This window comes from Azoarcus sp. DN11, assembly GCF_003628555.1.
GTDB lineage: Bacteria > Pseudomonadota > Gammaproteobacteria > Burkholderiales > Rhodocyclaceae > Aromatoleum.
Map to the genome: position 1 here is coordinate 1,682,763 of NZ_CP021731.1, position 20,661 is coordinate 1,703,423.

A 20,661-nucleotide genomic window follows, 5' to 3' on the forward strand; every position below is an offset into this window, starting at 1 on the left:
GGGTGTGGCGTGCAGCAGGGGGATTCCGGTAATGTGCGAAATGGGTGATGGGAGCATCCCCGGGTTACGTGTGCGGTGGGTTCCGGTCTAGCCGGAAGTCCTGGCTTTCCCTGTGCATCATGAACGATACGACAAAGACGTCCGCTTCCCTCCTGCTGGTCGACGACGAGCCGAGCATCCTGTCTGCGTTGCGGCGGCTTCTGCGACCTGCCGGCTACACGATCCACTCGGCCGGAAGTGGTCGCGCCGGCCTCGAACTGCTGGAGCGCGAACCGGTCGATCTGGTCATTTCGGACATGCGGATGCCCGAAATGGATGGCGCGAAGTTCCTCGAGCAGGTACGGGCACGCTGGCCCGAGGTGACGCGGATGCTGCTTACCGGCTACGCCGACATGGACTCGACCATCGCCGCGATCAACCGCGGCGAAATCTACCGCTACGTCGCGAAACCGTGGGATGACAACGAACTCACGCTGACCATCCGCGATGCTCTCGAGCGTCGTCGGCTGCAGCGCGAGAACGCCCACCTGCTCGCCCTGACGCAGCAGCAGAACGACGCGCTGCGGGAGCTCAACGCGAGCCTCGAACTGCGGGTGCGTGAACGCACCGCGGAACTCGAAGAGGCCAACGGCTCCCTCAAGATCGCAAACGACAAGCTGAAACAGAATTTCGTCGTCTCCATCAAGATGTTCACGGGCCTCATGGAGCTGCGTGGGGGCGCGATGGCGGGGCACTCCCGCCGGGTAGCCGACCTCGCGCGGCGCATCGCCCAGCACCTGGAGATCGAAGGGAAAGCGCTGCAGGACATCTTCCTCGCGGGCCTGTTGCATGATATCGGCAAGATCGGGTTTCCCGATGCGCTCCTTAACCGCCCCGTAGTGCGGATGAACGGCGAGGAACGCGCGCTGTATCGCAAGCACCCGGTCGCCGGCGAGTCGGCGCTGATGCCGCTCGACGAACTGAAGGAGGCCGCACGACTGGTCCGGCTCCACCACGAGCGCTTCGACGGGAAGGGCTTCCCTGACGGTCTGGCCGGTTTGGCGATACCCCTCGGTGCGCGCATTCTCGCGGTGGCCAGCGATTACGACGGGCTCCAGCAAGGCACCCTTGCCGACAGGCGGCTGAGCGCCGACGAGGCGAAGGCAATGCTCGTCCAGTCGCGCGGCAAACGCTATGACTCCCAGATTGTCGACGCATTGCTCGAAATGCTCGGCCGTCCGAAGGCGGATCCGAACCGGGGGCAGGAAGTGCGCCCCGCCGACCTGCGATCGGGTATGGTTCTCGCACGCGATCTCGTCGGCCGCGACGGGGTGCTGCTGCTGGCCGCGGACTACATACTCGATGCCAACCTGATACGGCAGATTCAGGACTACGCGCGCCGGGACGCGCCGGCGCTGGTACTACAAATCCGTTTAGACACGCGCGTCGTGCCCGAAGGGACATGACGCCGATTGCGCAGATATCGGAGGACCCCATGAGCCGTATTCTGATCGTCGATGACGAAGAGTCCATCCTCAAGGCCTTGCGCCGCTTGCTGATGCTCACGCCCTGCGTGGTCGGGGACAAGCATTTCAAGATCGTCGTGGATTGCTTCAGCGTGCCGAAACAGGCACTCGAGAAGGCCCGCCACACCGCCTACGATCTGGTTCTTTCGGACTACCGCATGCCCGACATGGATGGCGTGCAGTTCCTGAAGGCGTTCCGCGAGTTGCAACCGCATTGCGCCCGCCTGATCCTGTCCGGCTACGCCGACCTCAATGGACTCATCGGCGCCATCAATGACGCGGGGATCAGCCGTTTCCTCTCGAAACCGTGGAACGACTACGAATTGGTCGCGGCCATCGCGCAGGCCCTCGCGCTGCGCGATCTCACGCTGGAAAACCAGCGGCTCGCGGATGAGGCGCGCCTGGCGCTGGGCGCGCTTTCGCCACAGCAGCTGGAACGCAACCGCCTCGAGGCCGAGGAGCCCGGCATCACCGACGTGAAATGGGGGCCGGATGGATCGGTCCTTCTCGACGAATCGCTGCTTGACGAACCGATTCCCGACGACTGGAAGCCGGGGGGGCGTTGATGCCGGAATTCGAGCGCGAGGCGAATCGCGTCACCTTCAAGCTTGTGTATTACGGGCCGGCGCAGGGCGGCAAGACGACCAACCTGATGCAACTGCACGACCTCGCCGGCGCACAAATGAAGGGCGAACTGATGACTCTCGAAACACAGCATGACCGCACGCTGTTTTTCGACCTCCTTCCCCTGGGGTTCCGCACCGCGTCGGGACTCACCATCCGGTTGCGCCTCTTCACCGTTCCCGGACAGGTCGCTCACGACGGTACGCGCAAGGCCGTCTTGTCGCGTGCGGACGGGGTGGTGTTCGTCGCCGACTCGCAGCGCACGCAGGCGACCAACAATGGCGAATCGTTCCAGAACCTCGCAGAGAACGTCGCGCGGGTCGGCCTGGATTTCGAGCACCTGCCGCTGGTGGTGCAATTCAACAAGCGCGATCTTCCGGACATCCTGTCCGAGGAGGAGATCGGGGAACGCTACGCCGGCGCGCCCTGGCCGCTGCAGCTCGCGTCTGCGATCGACGGGCGCGGTGTCCGCGAGACCTTCACCGAACTGCTGCACGGCGTCTGGCGGCGCTATGCCGATGAACTCGAACTGGAGAGCCGGCACGGACTCGACGAGCAGTCCTTCGTCACGGCAGCGGGAGGCGGACAGGCATGACAGAAGCGGCCGGTTTTGACCGTGACTTCTCGCTCGGCGAACTTCTCGGCACGCGCGACGCCGACGACCTGTGCCGCACGCTTTCGGGATTGCTTGGAACGCCCGTGGCGATCCTCGATGAGCGGGGAGAGCCGTTCGGGGCCATGGCGCCGCCTCCCGGCGGCGAACGCGTGCCGCTCGTTCTCGAACTGGAGCCCGTCGGGTTTCTCGCCGCGGCCTGCCCCGCAGCCGCGCTCGCGGATGCCGCGCGCATGGTGCGCTGGGGGTTGTTGTCGCGCGCCCGGCTGCGCATGGTTTCCGATCTGCATCTCGAGGCGGTGCGCGCCGATTACGCCAAGCTGCAGCAGCAGAACGAAGCACTGAAGGCGTCCGAGGCCAAGTATCGCGATCTTGCCGCCACGCTCGACGCCAAGGTCAAGGAGCAGATCAAGGTCATCGACGAACGCCAGCTCCAGCTCTACCAGGCCGAACGTCTCGCCTCGATCGGACAACTCGCTGCCGGGGTCGCGCACGAGATCAACAATCCACTCGGCTTCATCGGCAGCAACCTGTCTGCGGCCGAACGTTATCTGAAAGGTCTGGAGGATTTGCGTGCCGTCGTCCCGTCGACTGTCTGGGAAGCGCGTGATCTCGATTTCGTGTTCACGGATTTTGCCGAACTGCTGACCGATTCACGGGTCGGCATCGACCGCATTGCGAGAATCGTGAAGGATCTGAAGGGTTTTTCGAGCGTAGACCAGCCCGAAGAGCAGGTGGTGAACCTTAATGCGCAGCTCGAAACCCTGATGTCGGTGCTGGTGGGCCAGAAGCCCGACGCAGTAACCTTGAGCACGGATTTTTCGCCCTTGCCGCCGTTGTTATGCCTGCCCGGACACCTCAATCAGGCCTTCCTCAACATTCTCCAGAACGCCCTGCAGGCGGTGGCGGCGGGCGGCATCGTAACCGTGCATACCCGAACGGAGGAGGGGGTGATCTCGGTGGAGATCTCGGACTCGGGGCCGGGGATCCCACCGGAGATCCGGGCGCGCATTTTCGATCCCTTTTTCACGACCCGCGGTGTTGGCAGCGGTACGGGGCTTGGCCTGACCGTTGCTCGTGACATAATACTCGCGCATAGCGGAACGGTATCGGTGATCTGCCCGCCGCAGGGCGGAACCCGCGTTACCGTCAATCTCCCGGTGTGACCGCACATGACCAATTACGCCGCCTACTTCACCGGCAAGAGCGAGGCCCCCGCGAGTAGCGGGGCGGCACCTGCGGCGCGTTACCGCCTGTTGATCGTGGATGATGAACCCGCGATCCTGAAGGCGCTCGCGCGCACGTTCCGCGCCGAGGCGTATGAAATCGTCACGGCGAGCAACGGCAGCGAGGCGTTGGCACAGATGCGCGACGCACCCGTTCAGGTGGTCATCAGTGACTACATGATGCCGGGCATGAACGGTGCGGAACTGCTCAAACAGGTCAAGACGCTCTATCCCGATGCGATCCGCATCATGCTTACCGGCCATGCGGATACGGGCGCGGTCATGGGCGCCATCAACGAGGGGGCCGTCTACAAGTTCATCCTCAAGCCGTGGAATGACGATGACCTGCGTGTCACCGTCTCGCTTGCGCTCGAGCAGTTCGATCTCGTTCAGAAGAACCGTGCATTAACCCAGGAAAACGCCAAGAAATCGAAGGAGATCTCGGCCCTCTCGCGCCTGGCGGTGTCAAACCGCAGCCAGCTGGGGATGATGCTGCACAAAAAGAACCTGCTCACCAGTGCGCAGGTGCAGGAACTCACGCGCCAGCAGGGGCTGCAGAAGGAACCGCTGATCAAGCTTCTCCTGGATCGCGGATGGGTGAGCGAGAAGAGCCTGCGCAAGATCCTCCGCGAGGATCTGCTCGTCGAGGAGGTTTCGCTCGGCGAATTCCGCGTCGATGCGGCGGTCGCCGAGTTGATCCCGCGAGGGTTCTGCGAAAAGCAGCTGGTGGTGCCGCTCAAGCTCGAAGGACGGAGGCTGCTGCTGGCGGTGGCAGACCCGATGGATTCCGGCCTCATCGACGACGTCCGGTTTACGGCCGGGCTCGACCTCAAGGTCGTGATGGCCGACACTGCTGCGATCCGCGCAAAGATTGCCGAGTTGTACGGGGATCGCGGCGAAGGCGTGGATATCCGCGATCTGGCGACGATGGTGGGCAGCGTCGATCCCTACGAGGGAATCGAGGTCGTGATCGACGACGTCGAGGACGTTCCGTTGGACGAGCTGCTGGCGTCAACCAACGATCCGCCTGCGATTCGCCTGGTCAATGCGATCATTCTCGAAGCCATGCGGCTCGGCGCCTCGGATATCCACATCCAGCCGCGAACCAAGAACGTCGTCGTGCGCTTGCGGATCGACGGTGTCCTGCAGGACAAGATCCAGATCCCGCATGCGTTGCACGGTCCCCTGGTGTCACGCCTCAAGATCATGGCGGAGCTCGACATCTCGGAGCGTCGCCGCCCGCAGGACGGGCGGCTGACGGTGAAATCGCCCCTGCGCATCGTCGATCTGCGGATCTCCACTTTGCCGACCATCAACGGCGAAAAGGTGGTCATGCGGATTCTCGATCGCAACTCGGCGGTGCTGAGTCTTGCCGGATTGGGATTTGGCGAAAGCGGGCTGGCCAAGGTGCGCGTCATGGTCGATAAACCCCAGGGCCTGCTCCTGGCAACCGGACCGACCGGCAGTGGCAAGACCACGACGCTGTATTCGCTTCTGCAGGCCAATGCATCGCCTGCCAAGAACTACATCACGATCGAGGATCCGGTCGAGTACTACCTCGACAATGCCGGGCAAGTCCTCGTGAAGGAAAAGATCGGGCTCACCTTCCCCGTGGTCTTGCGCTCGATCCTGCGCCAGGACCCCGATGTTCTCCTGATCGGCGAGATCCGCGACCTCGAGACCGCCGAAGTCGCCTTCCATGCGGCGCTGACCGGCCATCAGGTGCTATCGACCCTCCACACCAATTCGGCGATGGCCACGATTGCACGGCTGCTCGACGTCGGACTCAAGCCGTTCATCATCGCGAGCGCACTCGAAGGGGTCATCGCCCAGCGCCTGGTGCGGCGGATCTGCCGTCACTGCCGCCGTGATCTCGCGCCCGACACGGCGACGCTGGCCCGGCTCGGTCCGCGTTTCCGCGACACTCCGCCGCCGACTTATATCGGTGCCGGGTGTGCCGAGTGCGACGGAACCGGCTATCGAGGCCGGTTGGGGCTTTATGAAATTCTGCTGCCTGACGAAGTGATGCGCGACCTGATCGCCCGCGGCGCCAGTACGAAAGAGCTCGCCGCGCATGCCCGTGCAGGTGGGCACGAGTCGCTCTGGGACGATGCCTGGAGCAAGGTGGCCCGCGGCGACACCACGATCGCGGAAGTGCTGCGGGTGCTCGGCCCGGAACCCGAATAGCGAATAGGAGACGTCGCAAAATGAATGTTGGGAGCGCGCAGACCTTGCAGTCATCGAGCGGTAACGCCCTCGACGAGCGGCAGTTGCTCGAGCGGCTCAGGCAGACGGAGGGGCAGCTTCTCCAGTCCGAGAAGCTGGCGGCGGTGGGGCAGCTTGCGGCCGGAATCGCTCACGAGATCAACAATCCGGTCGGTTTCGTGAGTTCGAACCTGGGCTCCCTGCAAAACTACATCGAACGGCTGTTCGCGATCCTCGATGCGTACGAGAGGCTGGAGCGGGAACTGCCCGCGGAACATCCCGCCCGGCTCGAGGTGGCCGCGCTTTGCCGGGATGCCGAACTGGGATATCTCCGGCAGGACATTCCCGATCTTCTGAGCGAATCGATCGAGGGGCTTGCGCGCGTCAAGGGGATCATCAATGACCTCAAGGACTTTTCGCGTATCGATGACGGGCAGCGCGAAGTGACGGACCTGCATCGCTGTCTGGAGAGCACCCTCAACGTCATACGCAACGAGATCAAGTACAAGGCGGAAATCGTCCGTGAGTTCGGTGAGCTTCCGCTCGTCAGCTGCGTTCCGGCCCAGATCAGCCAGGTGTTCATGAACCTGCTCGTCAATGCCGCCCAGGCCATCGACGCGGCCGGAATCATTACCTTGCGAACCGGTGCGAAGGCGGACCATGTGTGGGTCGAAATTTGCGACACCGGCAAGGGGATTCCCCCCGAGATCCAGGCCCGCGTCTTCGAACCCTTCTTTACCACCAAGCCGATCGGCAAGGGAACGGGGCTCGGACTATCCATTTCGCATGATATCGTCCAGCGCCACGGCGGCAATCTGATTCTGACCAGCACCGTCGGAGAAGGAACGACGTTCCGCATGACTCTCCCCACCGGAGACGCGTCCGAGCAAGGCGGGCATTTGACGCAATGACGCCTGAGTGGACGCCGGAAAGTCCCGAAAAAAACCGCCCAAAGACGCCGCTACAGCGCGATCCGGTTCTTGAAGGGGCGTTGACCGACCGCTTGGCGCACATGCTCGCGGCCAGTCCGGCAGTCGTATATACGCTGCGCGCGGAAGGCGAGAGATTCGTGCCGACCTGGGTCAGCGAAAATATCGTTCGGCTGATGGGGTATCCGCTGGAGGAATGCCTCCAGCCGGATTGGTGGCCATCACATGTCCATCCGGACGATCTTGGTCGGGTGCTCGCACTTGTGCCCCGCCTGCTCTCCGAAGGCAGCCTTGTCACCGAGTACCGGTTTCGTGACCGGAGCGGCGCGATTCGCTGGATACGCGATCAGCAGCGCGTGCTCGCCCCTGCCGGCGAGGACTCGCCGTTGCAGATCATAGGCTCCTGGAACGACATCACCGCCGAGCACGACGCACAGGAGCGCCTGCGTCTTTACGGTGTCGCCCTCGAGAACAGTTGCGAGGCGGTGCTGATTTCCGATCCCGGCCCTCGAATCCTCGCCGTCAACCCCGCCTTTACCCGCATGAGCGGATACACCGAGGCGGAGGTTCTCGGACGGAATCCCAACGTCCTGCGTTCCGGACGCCACGATCAGGCCTTCTTTCGGGCGATGTGGGATTCGGTCGCCAGGACCGGTTGCTGGGAGGGGGAAATATGGAACCGGCGCAAGGATGGGGAGGTGTTTCCGCAGTGGTTGTCCATCAGCACCGTGCGTGACGCGGCCGGCCGGCCGGCACACTATGTCGCGGTGGCCAGCGACCTGTCCGAACTCAAGCGCAGCGAGGAAAAGTTGCGTTGGCTGGCCCACTTCGATGTGCTCACCGAGTTGCCCAACCGGGTCTTGCTCGAGTTGCGCCTCGAGCACGCGCTCGAACGGGCGAAGCGTCATGGGTTCTGCCTGGCGGTTCTTGTCCTCGATCTCGACCGGTTCAAGAACGTGAATGACAGCCTGGGCCATGCCGCCGGCGACCAGTTGCTGCAGGAAGTAGCGCGGCGCCTGCGCAAACGTTTACGCAGTGAGGATACCCTCGCGCGCCTGGCCGGCGATCAGTTTGCCATTGCGATGGAGGGGCTGGCTGATTTCCGTGACGCCGAGCGGATGGCGCGTGAGATGCAGTCGCTTCTGGAGCCTCCATTCACCCTCGTCGACGGGGCCGAAATTTACGTTACCGCGTGTATCGGTATCAGCGTATGCCCCGAGGACGGCGCCGCGGCGGCGGCGTTGCTGGATAAGGCGAACACGGCGGTACATCAGGCGAAGGCGCTCGGGGGAAACCATTTCAGCTATTACACCAGTGAGCTGAATACCCAGGCATTGAACGCGCTGGAACTCGAGGGTGCGCTGCGGCGCGCCCTCGAGCGCGGCGAATTCGTGCTGCATTATCAGCCCAAGGTCGACATCTTCAGCGGCCGCGTGTGCGGCGCGGAAGCGCTCGTGCGGTGGCAGCGCCCCGACCACGGTCTGGTGCCCCCGTTGCAGTTCATTCCCCAGGCCGAGCGCAGCGGTCTGATCGTGCCGCTGGGGGCGTGGGTAATCGACGAGGCGTGTCGCCAGATGCGCGCGTGGGCGGATGCCGGACTCGGCGAGGTCGGCGTCGCGGTCAACGTTTCGCCGCGGCAGTTCCGCGGCGACGACCTCGAAGCGATTGTCGCGAGTGCGCTGTCTCGCCACGGCGTCCGGCCCGACCTGCTGATGCTCGAACTGACCGAGGGCATGCTGATGGAGCGTCCCGAGGAGACGGTGAAGCGCTTGACGAAATTGAAACGATTGGGCGTCAGACTGTCGCTCGATGATTTCGGCACGGGGTATTCGAGTCTCGGTTACCTGAGCCGCTTTCCCATCGATCAACTGAAAATCGACCGTTCCTTCGTCACCAACATCGTCTCCGATCCGAGTTCGGCCATCATTGCCACGTCGGTGATCGGGCTCGCGCACCGCATGGGTATCGATGTCGTTGCCGAAGGAGTAGAAACGGAGCCGCAACTGAGCTATTTGCGGAGAAACCGGTGCGACAAGATGCAGGGCTATCTTTTCAGCAAACCGCTGCCGGCCGACGATTTTTGCGAACTCGTTCATCAGGAGATTTGTCTGCCCGCCATGACTCCGGTAACCGATACGCGAACCCTTCTGCTCGTCGACGACGAGCCCAACATCCTTTCCTCGATCCGGCGATTGCTGCGGGGCGAGGGCTATCGCGTGCTGACGGCGGGTAGCGCACGGGAGGCCCTGGAGATCCTCGCCGGGGAGCCCGTGCAGGTCATTCTGTCCGATCAGCGAATGCCCGAAATGAACGGGACCGAGTTTCTCGGCCGCGTCAAGGTGCTCCACCCGAGTACGGTGCGCATCGTGTTGTCCGGTTACACGGAGTTGGAATCGATCATGCAGGCGGTCAACACCGGCGCCTTGTACAAGTTCCTGACGAAGCCCTGGGACGACAATGCGTTGCGCGAGCACGTTCGCGATGCGTTCAGCTACTACGAGGCGGTATTGGCGCCGCGCGCTGCCGGCGTCACGAACGGCCTCGCGCCGGGCCGCTAGACGCGCCTCCGCAGTGCGCGGCAACCGGATGCGTGTCAGGTTGAACGCGGGACGGAACGTTCGCCTGACGCTGGGTGCGTGTCATCGACCGGGAGCCACAATCGGACGGACGTGCCCTGTCCCTGGGTGCTATCCACCTCGAAGCGCCCGCCGTGCTTCTGCGCAATGTTGTATGCCACCGACAGTCCGAGCCCGGTTCCCTGTCCGACGGGCCGCGTCGTGTAGAAGGGGTCGAACATGTGATCGCTGACGTCGGACGGCATGCCGCAGCCGGTATCGGCAATCTCGACACATACCTCGTCGAGCCCGCGCGACGTGCGCAAGGTGATCGTTCCACGATGGTCGATGGCATGGACGGCGTTGAGCAGCAGGTTCAGGAAGATCTGGTTGAGTTGGACGGCATTGCCGCGTACTGGTGGTAGGGCCGCGTAATCGCGCACCACCTCAGCCTTCTCGTCAATCGCCGCGGCCACCATCTTGAGGGTGGCGTCGAGGCAATGGTTGATGTCCACGTTCCCCCATTCGGCGGGTGAGCTGTCGATTCGGGAGAAGTCCTTCAGATCGGTCACGATGCGGCCGACGCGTTGCAGACCCTGGCGGCTTTCGCCTATCAGGTCGCGAAGATCGTTGCGGAGGAAGTCGAGATCGGCCGCTTCGCGCATCCGCTTGACCGTCGCATGCGCCGATGCGTCCGCTGTCGCCGCGATCACCCCCTCGTAGCCGTCGATCAGGTTCAGGAGATTGTTTACGTAGGTTTCGAGTGTCGCAAAATTCGAGTTGACGAAAGCCAGGGGGTTATTCATCTCGTGCGCAACCCCGGCGGCCAGTTGCCCCAGGCCGGCGAGTTTCTCGGCCTGGATCAGCTGGACCTGCGTCTCGGCGAGGCGCGCGTTCGTGTCCTGCAGCTCGGTTACGGTTTCGTTCAGCAGCTGCTCGTGCTGCCGGCGTTTGGTGATATCGTGGAAAATGACCACGCCGCCCGGCGCGCGACTGCTGTCCATGTGAAGCGGGGCACTCGCGTACTCGACCGGGAAGCTGCTGCCGTCCTTGCGGAAGAAGACCTCGTCGTCCCGATGTTCAATGTGCGCGTGTTGACGCGAGCGTGCGATCGGACAGTCTGCAAACGCGTAAGGGCGCCCGTCCGCATGATGGTGGTGCACCAGCGCGTGGGCAGCCTGGCCGATCACCTCGGTCTCCTGATAGCCGAGCATCGTCAACGCAGCAGGGTTCACGAACATGATCCGGCCTTCCCCGTCGACGCCGTAGATCCCGTCCGCGACCGAATTCAATACGGTCTGCAACTGACGCATCAAGGCCGTGAGCGCGAGGCGGTCGTCGGCCATCTGCGTGATCGTCCGATTGATCGCCGACGCGATCCGGGCCATTTCCGACTCCCCCTCGAGGTAAGGGATCCCAACGGATTGCTCCCCACGCGCGATCGCGTCCAGGGCCTCCTCGATGCCGCCGATGCGCTGCATGATGTGACGACCGAGGTGCACGGAAAAGAGGACGAGGCAGAACAGTCCGGCACCCAGCACGGCCGAGACGGCAAGCCGGGTGTGCCGAATCGAGCTTTTCAGATTCTGCGTTGCCGTAAGGCCATGTTGTTCCTGCAGCGTGGTCAGGATCTGCAGATTTTCGACGAGGGCTTGCTGGAGCTGGTACCAGCCCGTCTCGCTCAGGTACGACAACTGCGCCCGGTCGCGCTGCTCGTATGCCTGCTCGGTTCCGTCGAGAAAGGTTTGAAGGATCGGCAAGGAGGTCGCGATGTCTTCAATCAGGGCATCTTCGGCAGGATCGTCGACCTCGCTGCGGTGATCCCGACGAAAGGTTTGCCACGCCGTCAGCAAGAGCGGCCGCTCCTTCCGCAGCATCTCCAGAGCACCGCGCGGGGTCGACTGGCCCAGGAGGACGGATTGCATCCTGGTATGAATCGATTGGAGCCGTGCCCCGAGTGCATGCAATTCCATTGCGGGGAGCATTTCGCCCCGGATCACGCGAAGAAAGGCGCGGTCCGTCACCTGCTGGGCCCACACGGACGCCAAGGCGAGGCCAAGCATCACCGCGCCTGCGAAGATGGCCTGAAGGCCGAGGCGTCTGCGAATGCTCAAGTGTCGGATCATGGTGCGTGCAAACGGGCCAAGGTCAGGAATGGTAAGGCATTCCCCCCGCATTGACTACGACCAATTGTGTATTCTCGATGTCATTCAGGCACACGCCTGTCGTCGCCTGGAAGTCTCTGCCGTGTGATATTGGCTTCGGCGCACCCTCATGAAATCCGGGGTTCGCTCGTGGAGTCCCGGCCTACGAGTCGCCAAGTTCGGTCAGCACGAAGAGCCGCGCCAGCGCGGCGATCGATCTGATTTCGAGCTTGCGCAACAGGTTGGCCCGATGGGCATCGACCGTCCGCGGACTTATCCCGAGGAGATCGGCCATCTCGGGAGACGACAGCCCTTCGGTCAGATGTCGTGCGACCTCGATTTCCCTTTCGGTCAGGAGTTTCAGTTTGGCGCGTGCCGACGCGCTCTGGTTGCGCCGGGTTCGCCTGGCTCGGGCATCGGTAATCGCCGCTCGTACGCGCGTGATCAACAGTTCGCTGCTGAGAGGTTTCTCTACGACGGCGTAGGCACCCGCTTGCATCGCCTGGACGGTGACGGGAACGTCCGCATTGCCCGTGTAGATGATCACCGGAACGTCGATGCCACGCTCCTTGAGGCGGTCGAGGAGTTCGAGCCCCCCGAGTCTCGGCATCCGCAGGTCAAGGATGATGCAAGCCTCATCCTTCGGGATGTAGCTGGCGAGAAATGCTTCGGCAGCGGCAAAGCTTTCGGTGCGAAAGCCGGCGGAGTGGAAGACTCGTTCGAGTGCTTTTCGAAAAAAATCGTCGTCATCAACGATCGCTACCGACTGGTCGGCACTCATCAACGTTTCCCCGTGTTTTCGTGTGCGCATCTGCCGGCGAAGCGGCGCCTCGCGCTGGCAAGTGAAGGCAATAGGGCCTTACTCTACCGCCTCTGGTGTGCGCCCTCCAAGGCTGACAAGCGTCGTGGCCCTGCTCCGGGACGAGAGAAGGGAAGGGGAGCGATCGCCGGCTGATGCCGGCCCGTCCCGGGCGACTGCTCGCTCGGGACGGGCCGGTGTTGTGTGGGGAGCCGTCTTCGCGGGCGGAATGCCTTACGCCACGGCGATCTCGATCTTGCGCGGCTGGGCGTGTTCGGCCTTCGGGATGCGCAGTTTGAGTGCGCCCTGGTTGAATTCGGCCGAGACCTTGTGCGCGTCGAGTTCCTTCGACAGCGTGAACACGCGGCGATAGCGCGGCAGGCTGACTTCGGCATGTACCGATTCCATGCCCTCGGGCGCAACGAGGCTCACTTCGCCTTCGATGGTCAGCGTGTCGCCTTCGACCAGCAGGCTCAGCCGGTCCTTCGGCACACCCGGCAGGTCGGCGTACAGCGTGATCCCGCCGGCATCCTCGATGACATCCACCGGCGGCATCAGCGCCATGTCGCTGGCCGGGGTTTCGGGCTTGCGGGTGACGTTGGTGTTGTCGCTCATGTCCGGTTCCTCCTCATTCGATGCTGATGCGGCGCGGCTGGGCGGCCTGCCGGCGCTGGATGCTGACGTGCAGCACGCCGTCGCGGTACTTCGCCGACACGGCGTTCGGGTCGGCGTCGTCGGGCAGCGTCACGACGCGGCGGAAGCGGCCGCTGAAGCGCTCGTCGATATGGACAGTCGCGTTCGCGTCCTTCGGGGGGAGAAGGCTCGCCCGTTCGCCGGCGATCGTCAGCACGCCCTTTTCGAGCTGCACGTCGATCGTCGCCGGGTCGATGCCGGGCGCGAAGGCGTAGATCTCGACCGAATGCGGCGTGTTGCCGACATTCATCGCCGGAAAGCCGCCGCGTGCGAGGCCGCGGATGCTGGGGGAGAACTCGTAGGCCTGCTGCATCTCGCGCTGCAGGCGATCCAGTTCGGACACCAGGTCGCGGGGAAACAGTGATCGGTAGAACATGATGATCCTCCATCGGACAGGGACGGGTGTCCGCCTGCAACACCCATGATTCCGGATATAGAGGCGGTTGTCCGGAGTTCAAGTCCACGTCCTGCGACGCGCCGGCGAGCGCGGGGCGGCTCGGCGCGACGGCGCCGAGCAGGGTCACACCGGCCGCGAGCGTGGCGCGCGTGAGGAAGTTGCGACGGGCCCCGGAGTGATCGGGGGTCGGGGTGTGCGGGCAGTTGCAGTGGTCGTGAGTGTCCATTGTTCGAAGTGTTATTGATGGATATCGGTATGAAGGCGGCCGGAATGGTATGCCGGCGGAATTGAATGATAAATGCATTAACGATATTTAATGCAATTTGGATTAATTGGCCAGAACCAGCGCGGACGTGGGTGCCGTGCTTTCGTGTGAGTGACAAACGGTTTGATGGGCGTCGGCTCGTTGCCGACCGGCGATTGCCTGCGGGGGCGCAGGTCATGTCCTCGATCTGCTGCGCCGGCGCTTGTGGGCCGGGGGCAGCAGGACGTGCCGCTCCAGCATGCCGTCGAACTCCGCGGCGGGAAGCGGTTTGCCGATCAGGTAGCCCTGCAGGAGGTCGCAGCCCAGCCCGCGCAGGAAGTCGACCTGCTCCCAGGTTTCCACCCCTTCCGCGGTGACCTGCAGGCCCAGGCTGTGCGCCATGTTGATGATCGCCTCGACCAGGTGCGCGTCGTTGCGGTCGTCCGGGCAGCCGGCGACGAAGCTGCGGTCGATCTTGACGATGTCGACGGGGAAGCGCTTGAGGTAGGACAGCGAGGAAAAGCCGGTACCGAAGTCGTCGAGCGCGTAGCCGATGCCCAGCGCCTTGATCTCACGCATGCGCGATTCCATCGATTCGCTGCCGCCCATCAGCACCGACTCGGTGATCTCGACCATCAGCCCGCCGCGGTCGATGCCGAATTCGGCGAGGACTTCGCCGACGAGATCGGGCAGGCCGGCTTCGCGGAATTGCACGCCGGACATGTTCACCGCGAGGCGCGGCGAGGCACGGCCGCCATCGCGCCATTGCCGCGACTGCCGTGCCGCTTCGCGCAGCGCCCATTCGCCGATGCCGATGATGAGCCCGCTGTCCTCGGCGACCGGGATGAACTCCAGCGGCGAAACCGGGCCGCGTTCGGGATGGATCCAGCGGATCAGCGCCTCGGCGCCGACCAGTTCGCCGCTGTCGGCATCGACGATGGGCTGGTAGTGCAGCGAGAAGGCCTGCCGTTCGAGCGCGATGCGCAGGTCCGCTTCGAGCTGCAAGCGGGCGAGGGCGTCGCTTTGCATGTCGCGAGCATAGAACTGGAAGCGGTTCTTGCCCGCCTGCTTGGATTTGTACATCGCAATGTCGGCGTTGCGGAACAGCGCCTGCACGTTTTCGCCGTCGTCCGGATACACGGTGATACCCACGCTGCCCGACATGCGATGCTGGATCCCGCCGAGAAAGAATGGATCGCGCAGCACCGCGACGATCTTTTCGGCGATGGCGTTGAGGTCGTCCGGCTCGGCGAGGTCCTGCACGATGATCGTGAACTCGTCGCCGCCGAAGCGTGCCACGGTGTCCTGCTCGCGCACGCAGAAGGTCAGGCGGCGCGCCACCTCGACCAGCAGCTCGTCGCCGATGTCGTGGCCCAGTGTGTCGTTGATCCACTTGAAGCCGTCGAGATCGAGGAACAGCAGGCCCACGCGCGCGCGGTTGCGGCGGGCGTGGGTCAGGGCCTGGTCGAGGCGGTCCTGCAGCAGGCTGCGGTTGGCGAGGTTCGTGAGCGGGTCGAAGTTCGCCTGCCGCCAGATCGCCTCTTCCTGCTGCTTGCGCTGGGTGATGTCGTTGAACAGCGAGATGTAGCCGGTGAGGTGGCCGTGCTGGTCATGGACGGCCGAGATCGTCTGCCACTGCGGGTAGATTTCGCCGTTCTTGCGCCGGTTCCAGATCTCGGATTCCCACTGCCCGTGGCGGGCAAGCGAATCCCACATGTTGTCGTAGAAGGCCACGTCGTGGCGCCCGGAACCGAGCATCGACGGCTTGTGCCCCAGCACCTCTTCGGCGGTGTAGCCGGTGATCGCGGTGAAGGCCGGGTTGACGGCGGTGATCACGGAGTGCGCGTCCGTCGTCATGATGCCCTGGCTGGAGGCGTTGAACACGACCATCGCCTGGTTCATCCGCGCCTCGATGCGCTTGCGCTCGGTGACGTCGTTCATCAGGCCGACGAATTGTTGCGGCTCCCCGCGGGGCGACAGGATCGGCGCGATGCGCAAGTCGCTCCAGTACAGCTCCCCGCCCTTGCGGCGGTTGAGCAGTTCGCCCTGCCAGCTTTCGCCGCTCAGGATCACTTTCCACAGTTCGGCATAGACCTCGCGCGGCATGCGGCCGGAGCGGAACAGCGCCGGCGTCCTGCCCAGCGCCTCGGCGGGGGGATAGCCGGTGATGCGTGAAAAGGCGGGGTTCGTGTATTCGATCACCGACGAGCGGTCGGTGATGACGATGCCCGAGGTGCTCGCATCGACCGCCACCTTGAAGAGGCGCAGCCGGTGCGCCGCGCGGCGGCGCTGTTCCAGCAGCACGATGGACAGCACGATCAGCAGCAGCGCGATGAGCTCGACGTGCATGTGCAGCAGCGTCGCCCAGCCGAGGGCGGTGCGATCGACGACGTGATAGACCGTCCACGGCGCGTTCTTCAGATGCAATCCCTTGAGCAGCCAGCCGTCGTGCTCGTCGTAACCCGGCGTCATTGTCCCGGATCCAGGCAGGCGGCCGACGAGTTCGAGCGGCAGGCTGCCGTCGACCAGGCGCACTTCTGTATCGCCCGGCGCCACGACGCCCGGATCGGCGAGAAGCTGGCCCCGGTCGTTGGCGACGAATACGCGGCCGATCTCCAGTCCGGGGCCCGTGAGGTAGCCGTTCAGGGTCGCGAGCGTGATGTCGAGGGCGACGACGGCGCGGAAGCGTCCCGCCGCGTCGAAGACGGGCGCCGTCAGCGAGCTCATCATGCCCTTGCCGGCTTCATCGACGTAGGCCTCGCTCCAGCGCAGCTTGTGTTCGGGGTTGTTCTCCGGTGCAGCGTCCGCGACGATCGGGTGGTTGAGCATCTCGTCGCGCCACGACAGGTATTTCCATTGTGCATCGAGCGGATAGACGCTGATGAAGCCCGAGCGTGACATGTAATACACCCACGCCGCCTGCGGGACATTTTCGCGGACGCGCTGGAACACCGGTATCAGGTGCAGCGCGACCTCGATTTCGCGGTCCATCTCGCGGGGAAACGCGGCGGGGTCGCCGCGGCCGAAGACGTAGGCGCCCAGCTCGGGCGGCACCTCGTCGGGCAGCCGCGCCGTCGCAAACAGGCCCGGTCCGGGGAACACGGCGAAACCCTTGCGCAGCGGATTGGGTGCGTGGACCAACTCGTCGCGCAGCGCGCGTTCGGCTTCGACGCGGAGGATGGCCACGTGGTCGGTGGCGGATTTCGCAGTGGCGTCGAGGGAGTTGCTCATCGCGTGCAGGCTCTCGCCCGAGAGGCGCAGCGCCGCGGCGACGCGGAACGACCACAACTCGTAGAAGCCGAAGCCCGCGAGGCCGATCACCGCGGCGTACGCGATCAGGACGACCCGGTTGAGCTGCGGAGCTTTCACACACCACCTGCTTCGTTGGGAACGAGCGAACACTGCAATCTAGCGCATTGGCGACCGAAATGGCGCTGAACTAGTGCGCGGGTGCCAATTTCCCGGGAATGCGCTGTGCAGGTGCGCGGTGGATGATCCTCAGCGGCGCAGGCCGGCGTTGTCAAGCACGCGTTCGACGATGCGGCGCAGCAGGGCGCGCGCGAACTCTCCGCCCGGCGTCTGCAGCGCCGGCGGGCGCGACACCAGGAATACCGTGCGCGGGCGGCCCGGCAGGGTATACAGCGCAATCGTCATCGGACACAGCGCGATGTGGCGGACGTCCTCGGCGACCATGCGCCCGGACACCTGCGCGCTGCAGAAGGAGAAGATCTCCGCCTGATCGTAGAAATCCGCGCGGTGGCCGAGGTCGCGCGCGGTGCGGGCCAGCATTTCGCCGAACTGGCTCACCGCGGGGGGCGCGAGGCCCTCTTCGACGAAGGCGTCGAGCAGCGCCGTGCGGGCGTCGGCATAGGCGAGCGGTTGCAGTTCGCGCTCGATGAGTTCGCCGTCGGCCGCGCGTGCCACGCCAAGGCATGACAGCAGGGTCGCGAGCCAAAAAACGAGCCCCGCCCGTACGAGCCGGGCAGGGCGAAGACGGTCACCGCGAAGGAGGAGGAGCACGGGCCGATGTCAGAATCGATAGCTGGCCCTCACGCCCGCGAACAGGCTGCGGGTCGGGCCGGGTTCATAGAAACGGTCGTTGCCGTCGCCGACGATCACGGAGGCAATGTGTTCCTTGTCGAACAGGTTGTCCACGCGCAGCATCTCGCGGAGGGTCCAGCCGCCGGAACGCTGCTCGGCGGTCAGGCGCAGGTTCGCCAGCGTGTAGCGGGGCGCGGCGCGCTTCGCGTTGGTGTCTTCCACGAACACCTTGCTCCGGTGCACCGCCTCCACCGCGGCCGAGAGGCCTTCCTGCGGTTTCCATTCGAGTTCCGCATAGGCCGAGAGCGCGGGGATGCCGGGGATGCGCTTGCCGTCGTCGATGGTCTTCGCGTTCGCCCCGGTGCCGGTGACAAAAGCCTCGTCGTACACGGCGCGCAGCTGCGTCACCGCCAGCTTGCCCCGCCAGTTGCGGGAAAACTCGCTCTCGGCGGCGAGCTCGATGCCCTGGCGCAGCGTCGATCCGGCGTTCTTGAACACCGTGCGCCCGCCGACCGCGTTGTCGACGACCAACTCGTCCTCCGTGCGGATCTCGAACACCGCGAGGTTCACACGGGTGTTCTCGCCGACGAAAGCCTTGGCGCCGAGTTCATATTGCTTGCTGGTCGCGGGTTTCAGGCCGAAGTTGAAGCCCTTGGTCGCCCCGGTGCCCGAGTACGACAGTTCCGCCAGCGTCGGGGTCTCGAAGCCGCGCGCGGCGCTGGCGTAAAGGTTCATGATCGGGCTCAGCTGGTAGACGATGCCCACCGCGGGGGTCGTCTTGCGGAAGCTGAGGTCGCCGCTGTCGTCCGGGTTGCCCGCCGCGATGAACTTGTCGTTCACCTCGAACTTCACGTCGCTGTGGCGCAAGCCGGCCTGCAGCGTCCATTTGTCGAGTTTCCAGCTCGCCTGCAAGTAGGGATCGACGCTGGTGACGGTGTCGGTCTCGTCCCGGCGCAGCCGCCCCTTCACCCCCAGCGCGGTCGGGGCGTTGGCGCGGCCGACGAAGTTCTCGAAACCCTTGCGCGCGTCTTCCGAGCGGTCGTAGTCGACGCCGCCGGTCAGCGTCAGCTCGCCGGGGCCGGCGGCGAGCGTGTGGATCCAGCGTGCGCCCAGTCCGTGGAAGCTGCGGTCGAAGTCGATGACTCCGCCGGAGTGCCGCGGGTTGAGCTGCGGGCCGGTCGGAATCGCCTGGAACTGCGTCACGCTGCGTTCGCCCGCGTACGCCGAGAGCTGCAGCCTGCCGGGGCCGAAGCGCCGTTCGTAGGTCGCACCCGCCTGGCTGTGATCGATGCTCTTGCGGGTGTCAAAAGTCTCGGCCACGCTCTCGACGGCGCGCGGATTGCGCTTGAAGGTCTCCCAGGTGAGGCCCAGCGGGTCCTGGGTGTCGTCCTGGCGCAGCGCGTTGGCGACCAGCGTGAGCTTGCTGTCCTGGTCTGGGTGGAAGACGAGCTTGCCGAACAGCTGGTCGCGCGTCGCGGTGCTGTGGGCGCGGTAGCCGTCGGTGTCGAAGCGCGACGCGTCGATGAGGTAGCCGACGCCGTTCTTCTCGCCTTCGGCGCCGATGTCGACCTTGCTCGTGCCCCACGAGCCGCCGAGCACGCCGCCATATACGCTCGGCGCCCCCTTCGGGTCGCGCGAGAAGAGCTGGATCACCCCCCCGGCATCGTTGCCATACACGGTGGAGAAGGGGCCGCGCATCACCTCGATGCGATCGGCGGTGTCGAGGTTGAAGGTCGCCGCCTGGCCCTGTCCGTCGGGCGTGCTGGCGGGGATGCCGTCCGCGATGAGCTTCACGCCGCGCACGCCGAAGGCGGCCCGGCTGCCGAAGCCGCGTACGGAAATCTGCAGGTCCTGCGCGTAGTTCTGGCGGTTCTGCACGACCAGCCCCGGCACCCCGGCGAGCGCCTCCGAGGCGTTCACGCCGAGGTTGCCCGCTTGCACCGGCCGCATGTCGACCGAATCCACCGAGAAGGGCAGGTCGAAGCTCGGCGTCTCGACGCGGCTGCCCGTCACGACGATCGGGTTGAGTGTCGGCACCGGATCGGCGGCGAAGGCGGGGACGGCGCCAAGGCCCGCGATCAGCGCGGCATGCAGCGGCCGGAGCCGGGGGGGCGGGAGAGGCGGGAGCGAACTGCAGGGCGATGCGAACATGTTTCCGGGTCCTGTCGATGGGCGTGCGCCGCGTCTGGCGTTTGTACCCACTTTACGGTCGCGCGCACAGTCCCGCGTCCATGACTCCACGGAATGGCACTACAGAAAATCATGAGATCGGCCGGAGAGGGCCGACTGGCGGGCGTCTCAGCCGTACCAGATGACGAAGTACTTTTGCGGCCAGCGCAGCGAGCGCCACCATCGCTCGCCGGCCTCATACAGCGCAACGCCGTCGGACGACAGGGTGTAGAAGTGCGCGCGTGGCCCTTCCTTCGCGCAGGGCACGATGTAGCCGTTGCGTTCGAGAAAACCGAAGTAATGCACCGCCATCGGTGCGCCGTCGAGGTGCGTGAGGCAGGACAGATCCCACAGGTGTATGAAGGGATGCCCGGCGTGCATGGAGCGCAGCATCTGCAGCACGTGCCAGCGATGCGGCAGGGGTTCGCGGCGGGGGGCGACGTCGGCGCGCGCAAGCATCACGGTCTCCTGGAGCTGCGCAGTCAGGGCAGCCCGGCAAGGTATCCATTCGTTCCAT

The 20,661-nt window shown here is 64.7% G+C and carries 15 protein-coding genes; 7 read left to right on the plus strand and 8 right to left on the minus strand.

Going from position 1 to position 20,661, the window contains the following annotated elements; translation table 11 throughout:
- Positions 1-119: 119 nt before the first annotated feature.
- From nosR to CDA09_RS07710, 7 genes are read left to right on the plus strand one after another with little or no spacing between them, the layout of a single operon-like run.
- Positions 120-1,445, plus strand: a complete 1,326-nt coding sequence (gene nosR, locus CDA09_RS07680; protein WP_121428076.1) for a response regulator c-di-GMP phosphodiesterase, NosR family — start codon at positions 120-122, stop codon at positions 1,443-1,445.
- A 29-nt stretch (positions 1,446-1,474) separates the two neighbouring features.
- A complete protein-coding gene (locus CDA09_RS07685; RefSeq protein WP_121428077.1) occupies positions 1,475-2,071 on the plus strand; it encodes a response regulator in 597 nt (198 codons plus the stop codon).
- Positions 2,071-2,724, plus strand: coding sequence for a GTP-binding protein (locus CDA09_RS07690; RefSeq protein WP_121428078.1), 654 nt, complete (start codon positions 2,071-2,073; stop codon positions 2,722-2,724). Before CDA09_RS07685 ends, CDA09_RS07690 begins: the two co-directional genes overlap by 1 nt.
- Positions 2,721-3,908, plus strand: a complete 1,188-nt coding sequence (locus CDA09_RS07695) for a sensor histidine kinase (RefSeq protein ID WP_121428079.1) — start codon at positions 2,721-2,723, stop codon at positions 3,906-3,908. Before CDA09_RS07690 ends, CDA09_RS07695 begins: the two co-directional genes overlap by 4 nt.
- A gap of 6 nt (positions 3,909-3,914) precedes the next feature.
- Positions 3,915-6,155: an ATPase, T2SS/T4P/T4SS family gene (locus tag CDA09_RS07700; RefSeq protein ID WP_121428080.1), complete on the plus strand. Its 2,241-nt coding sequence runs from the start codon at positions 3,915-3,917 to the stop codon at positions 6,153-6,155.
- A gap of 20 nt (positions 6,156-6,175) precedes the next feature.
- Positions 6,176-7,084, plus strand: a complete 909-nt coding sequence (locus tag CDA09_RS07705) for an ATP-binding protein (RefSeq protein WP_121428081.1) — start codon at positions 6,176-6,178, stop codon at positions 7,082-7,084.
- On the plus strand, positions 7,081-9,660 hold the full coding sequence (locus tag CDA09_RS07710) for an EAL domain-containing protein (RefSeq protein ID WP_121428082.1): 2,580 nt from the start codon (positions 7,081-7,083) through the stop codon (positions 9,658-9,660). The genes CDA09_RS07705 and CDA09_RS07710 overlap by 4 nt, the downstream gene beginning before the upstream one ends.
- 35 nt (positions 9,661-9,695) lie before the next feature.
- On the opposite strand, the gene CDA09_RS07715 is transcribed toward CDA09_RS07710, so the two are convergent.
- The 8 genes from CDA09_RS07715 to CDA09_RS07750 all read right to left on the minus strand — a co-directional run bounded on the left by CDA09_RS07715 (position 9,696) and on the right by CDA09_RS07750 (position 20,603).
- On the minus strand, positions 9,696-11,771 hold the full coding sequence (locus CDA09_RS07715) for an ATP-binding protein (RefSeq protein ID WP_286164412.1): 2,076 nt from the start codon (positions 11,769-11,771) through the stop codon (positions 9,696-9,698).
- 193 nt (positions 11,772-11,964) lie between these two features.
- The gene (locus CDA09_RS07720) at positions 11,965-12,582 is read right to left on the minus strand and encodes a response regulator transcription factor (protein WP_121428083.1); all 618 of its coding nucleotides are present in this window, start codon (positions 12,580-12,582) and stop codon (positions 11,965-11,967) included.
- 252 nt (positions 12,583-12,834) lie between these two features.
- Positions 12,835-13,215 carry an Hsp20/alpha crystallin family protein gene (locus CDA09_RS07725; RefSeq protein WP_121428084.1) on the minus strand — a complete coding sequence of 127 codons (381 nt, stop codon included), beginning with the start codon at positions 13,213-13,215 and terminating at the stop codon, positions 12,835-12,837.
- Between the two features lie 13 nt (positions 13,216-13,228).
- A complete protein-coding gene (locus CDA09_RS07730) occupies positions 13,229-13,669 on the minus strand; it encodes an Hsp20/alpha crystallin family protein (protein ID WP_121428085.1) in 441 nt (146 codons plus the stop codon).
- Between the two features lie 460 nt (positions 13,670-14,129).
- Entirely contained in the window at positions 14,130-17,303 is a 3,174-nt protein-coding gene (locus tag CDA09_RS07735) for an EAL domain-containing protein (RefSeq protein WP_121428086.1), read from the minus strand.
- A 129-nt stretch (positions 17,304-17,432) separates the two neighbouring features.
- Entirely contained in the window at positions 17,433-17,858 is a 426-nt protein-coding gene (locus CDA09_RS07740) for a DUF302 domain-containing protein (RefSeq protein WP_121428087.1), read from the minus strand.
- 105 nt (positions 17,859-17,963) lie between these two features.
- The gene (locus CDA09_RS07745) at positions 17,964-20,126 is read right to left on the minus strand and encodes a TonB-dependent receptor family protein (RefSeq protein WP_121428088.1); all 2,163 of its coding nucleotides are present in this window, start codon (positions 20,124-20,126) and stop codon (positions 17,964-17,966) included.
- Between the two features lie 147 nt (positions 20,127-20,273).
- A complete protein-coding gene (locus CDA09_RS07750; protein ID WP_121428089.1) occupies positions 20,274-20,603 on the minus strand; it encodes a hypothetical protein in 330 nt (109 codons plus the stop codon).
- Positions 20,604-20,661 lie beyond the last annotated feature (58 nt).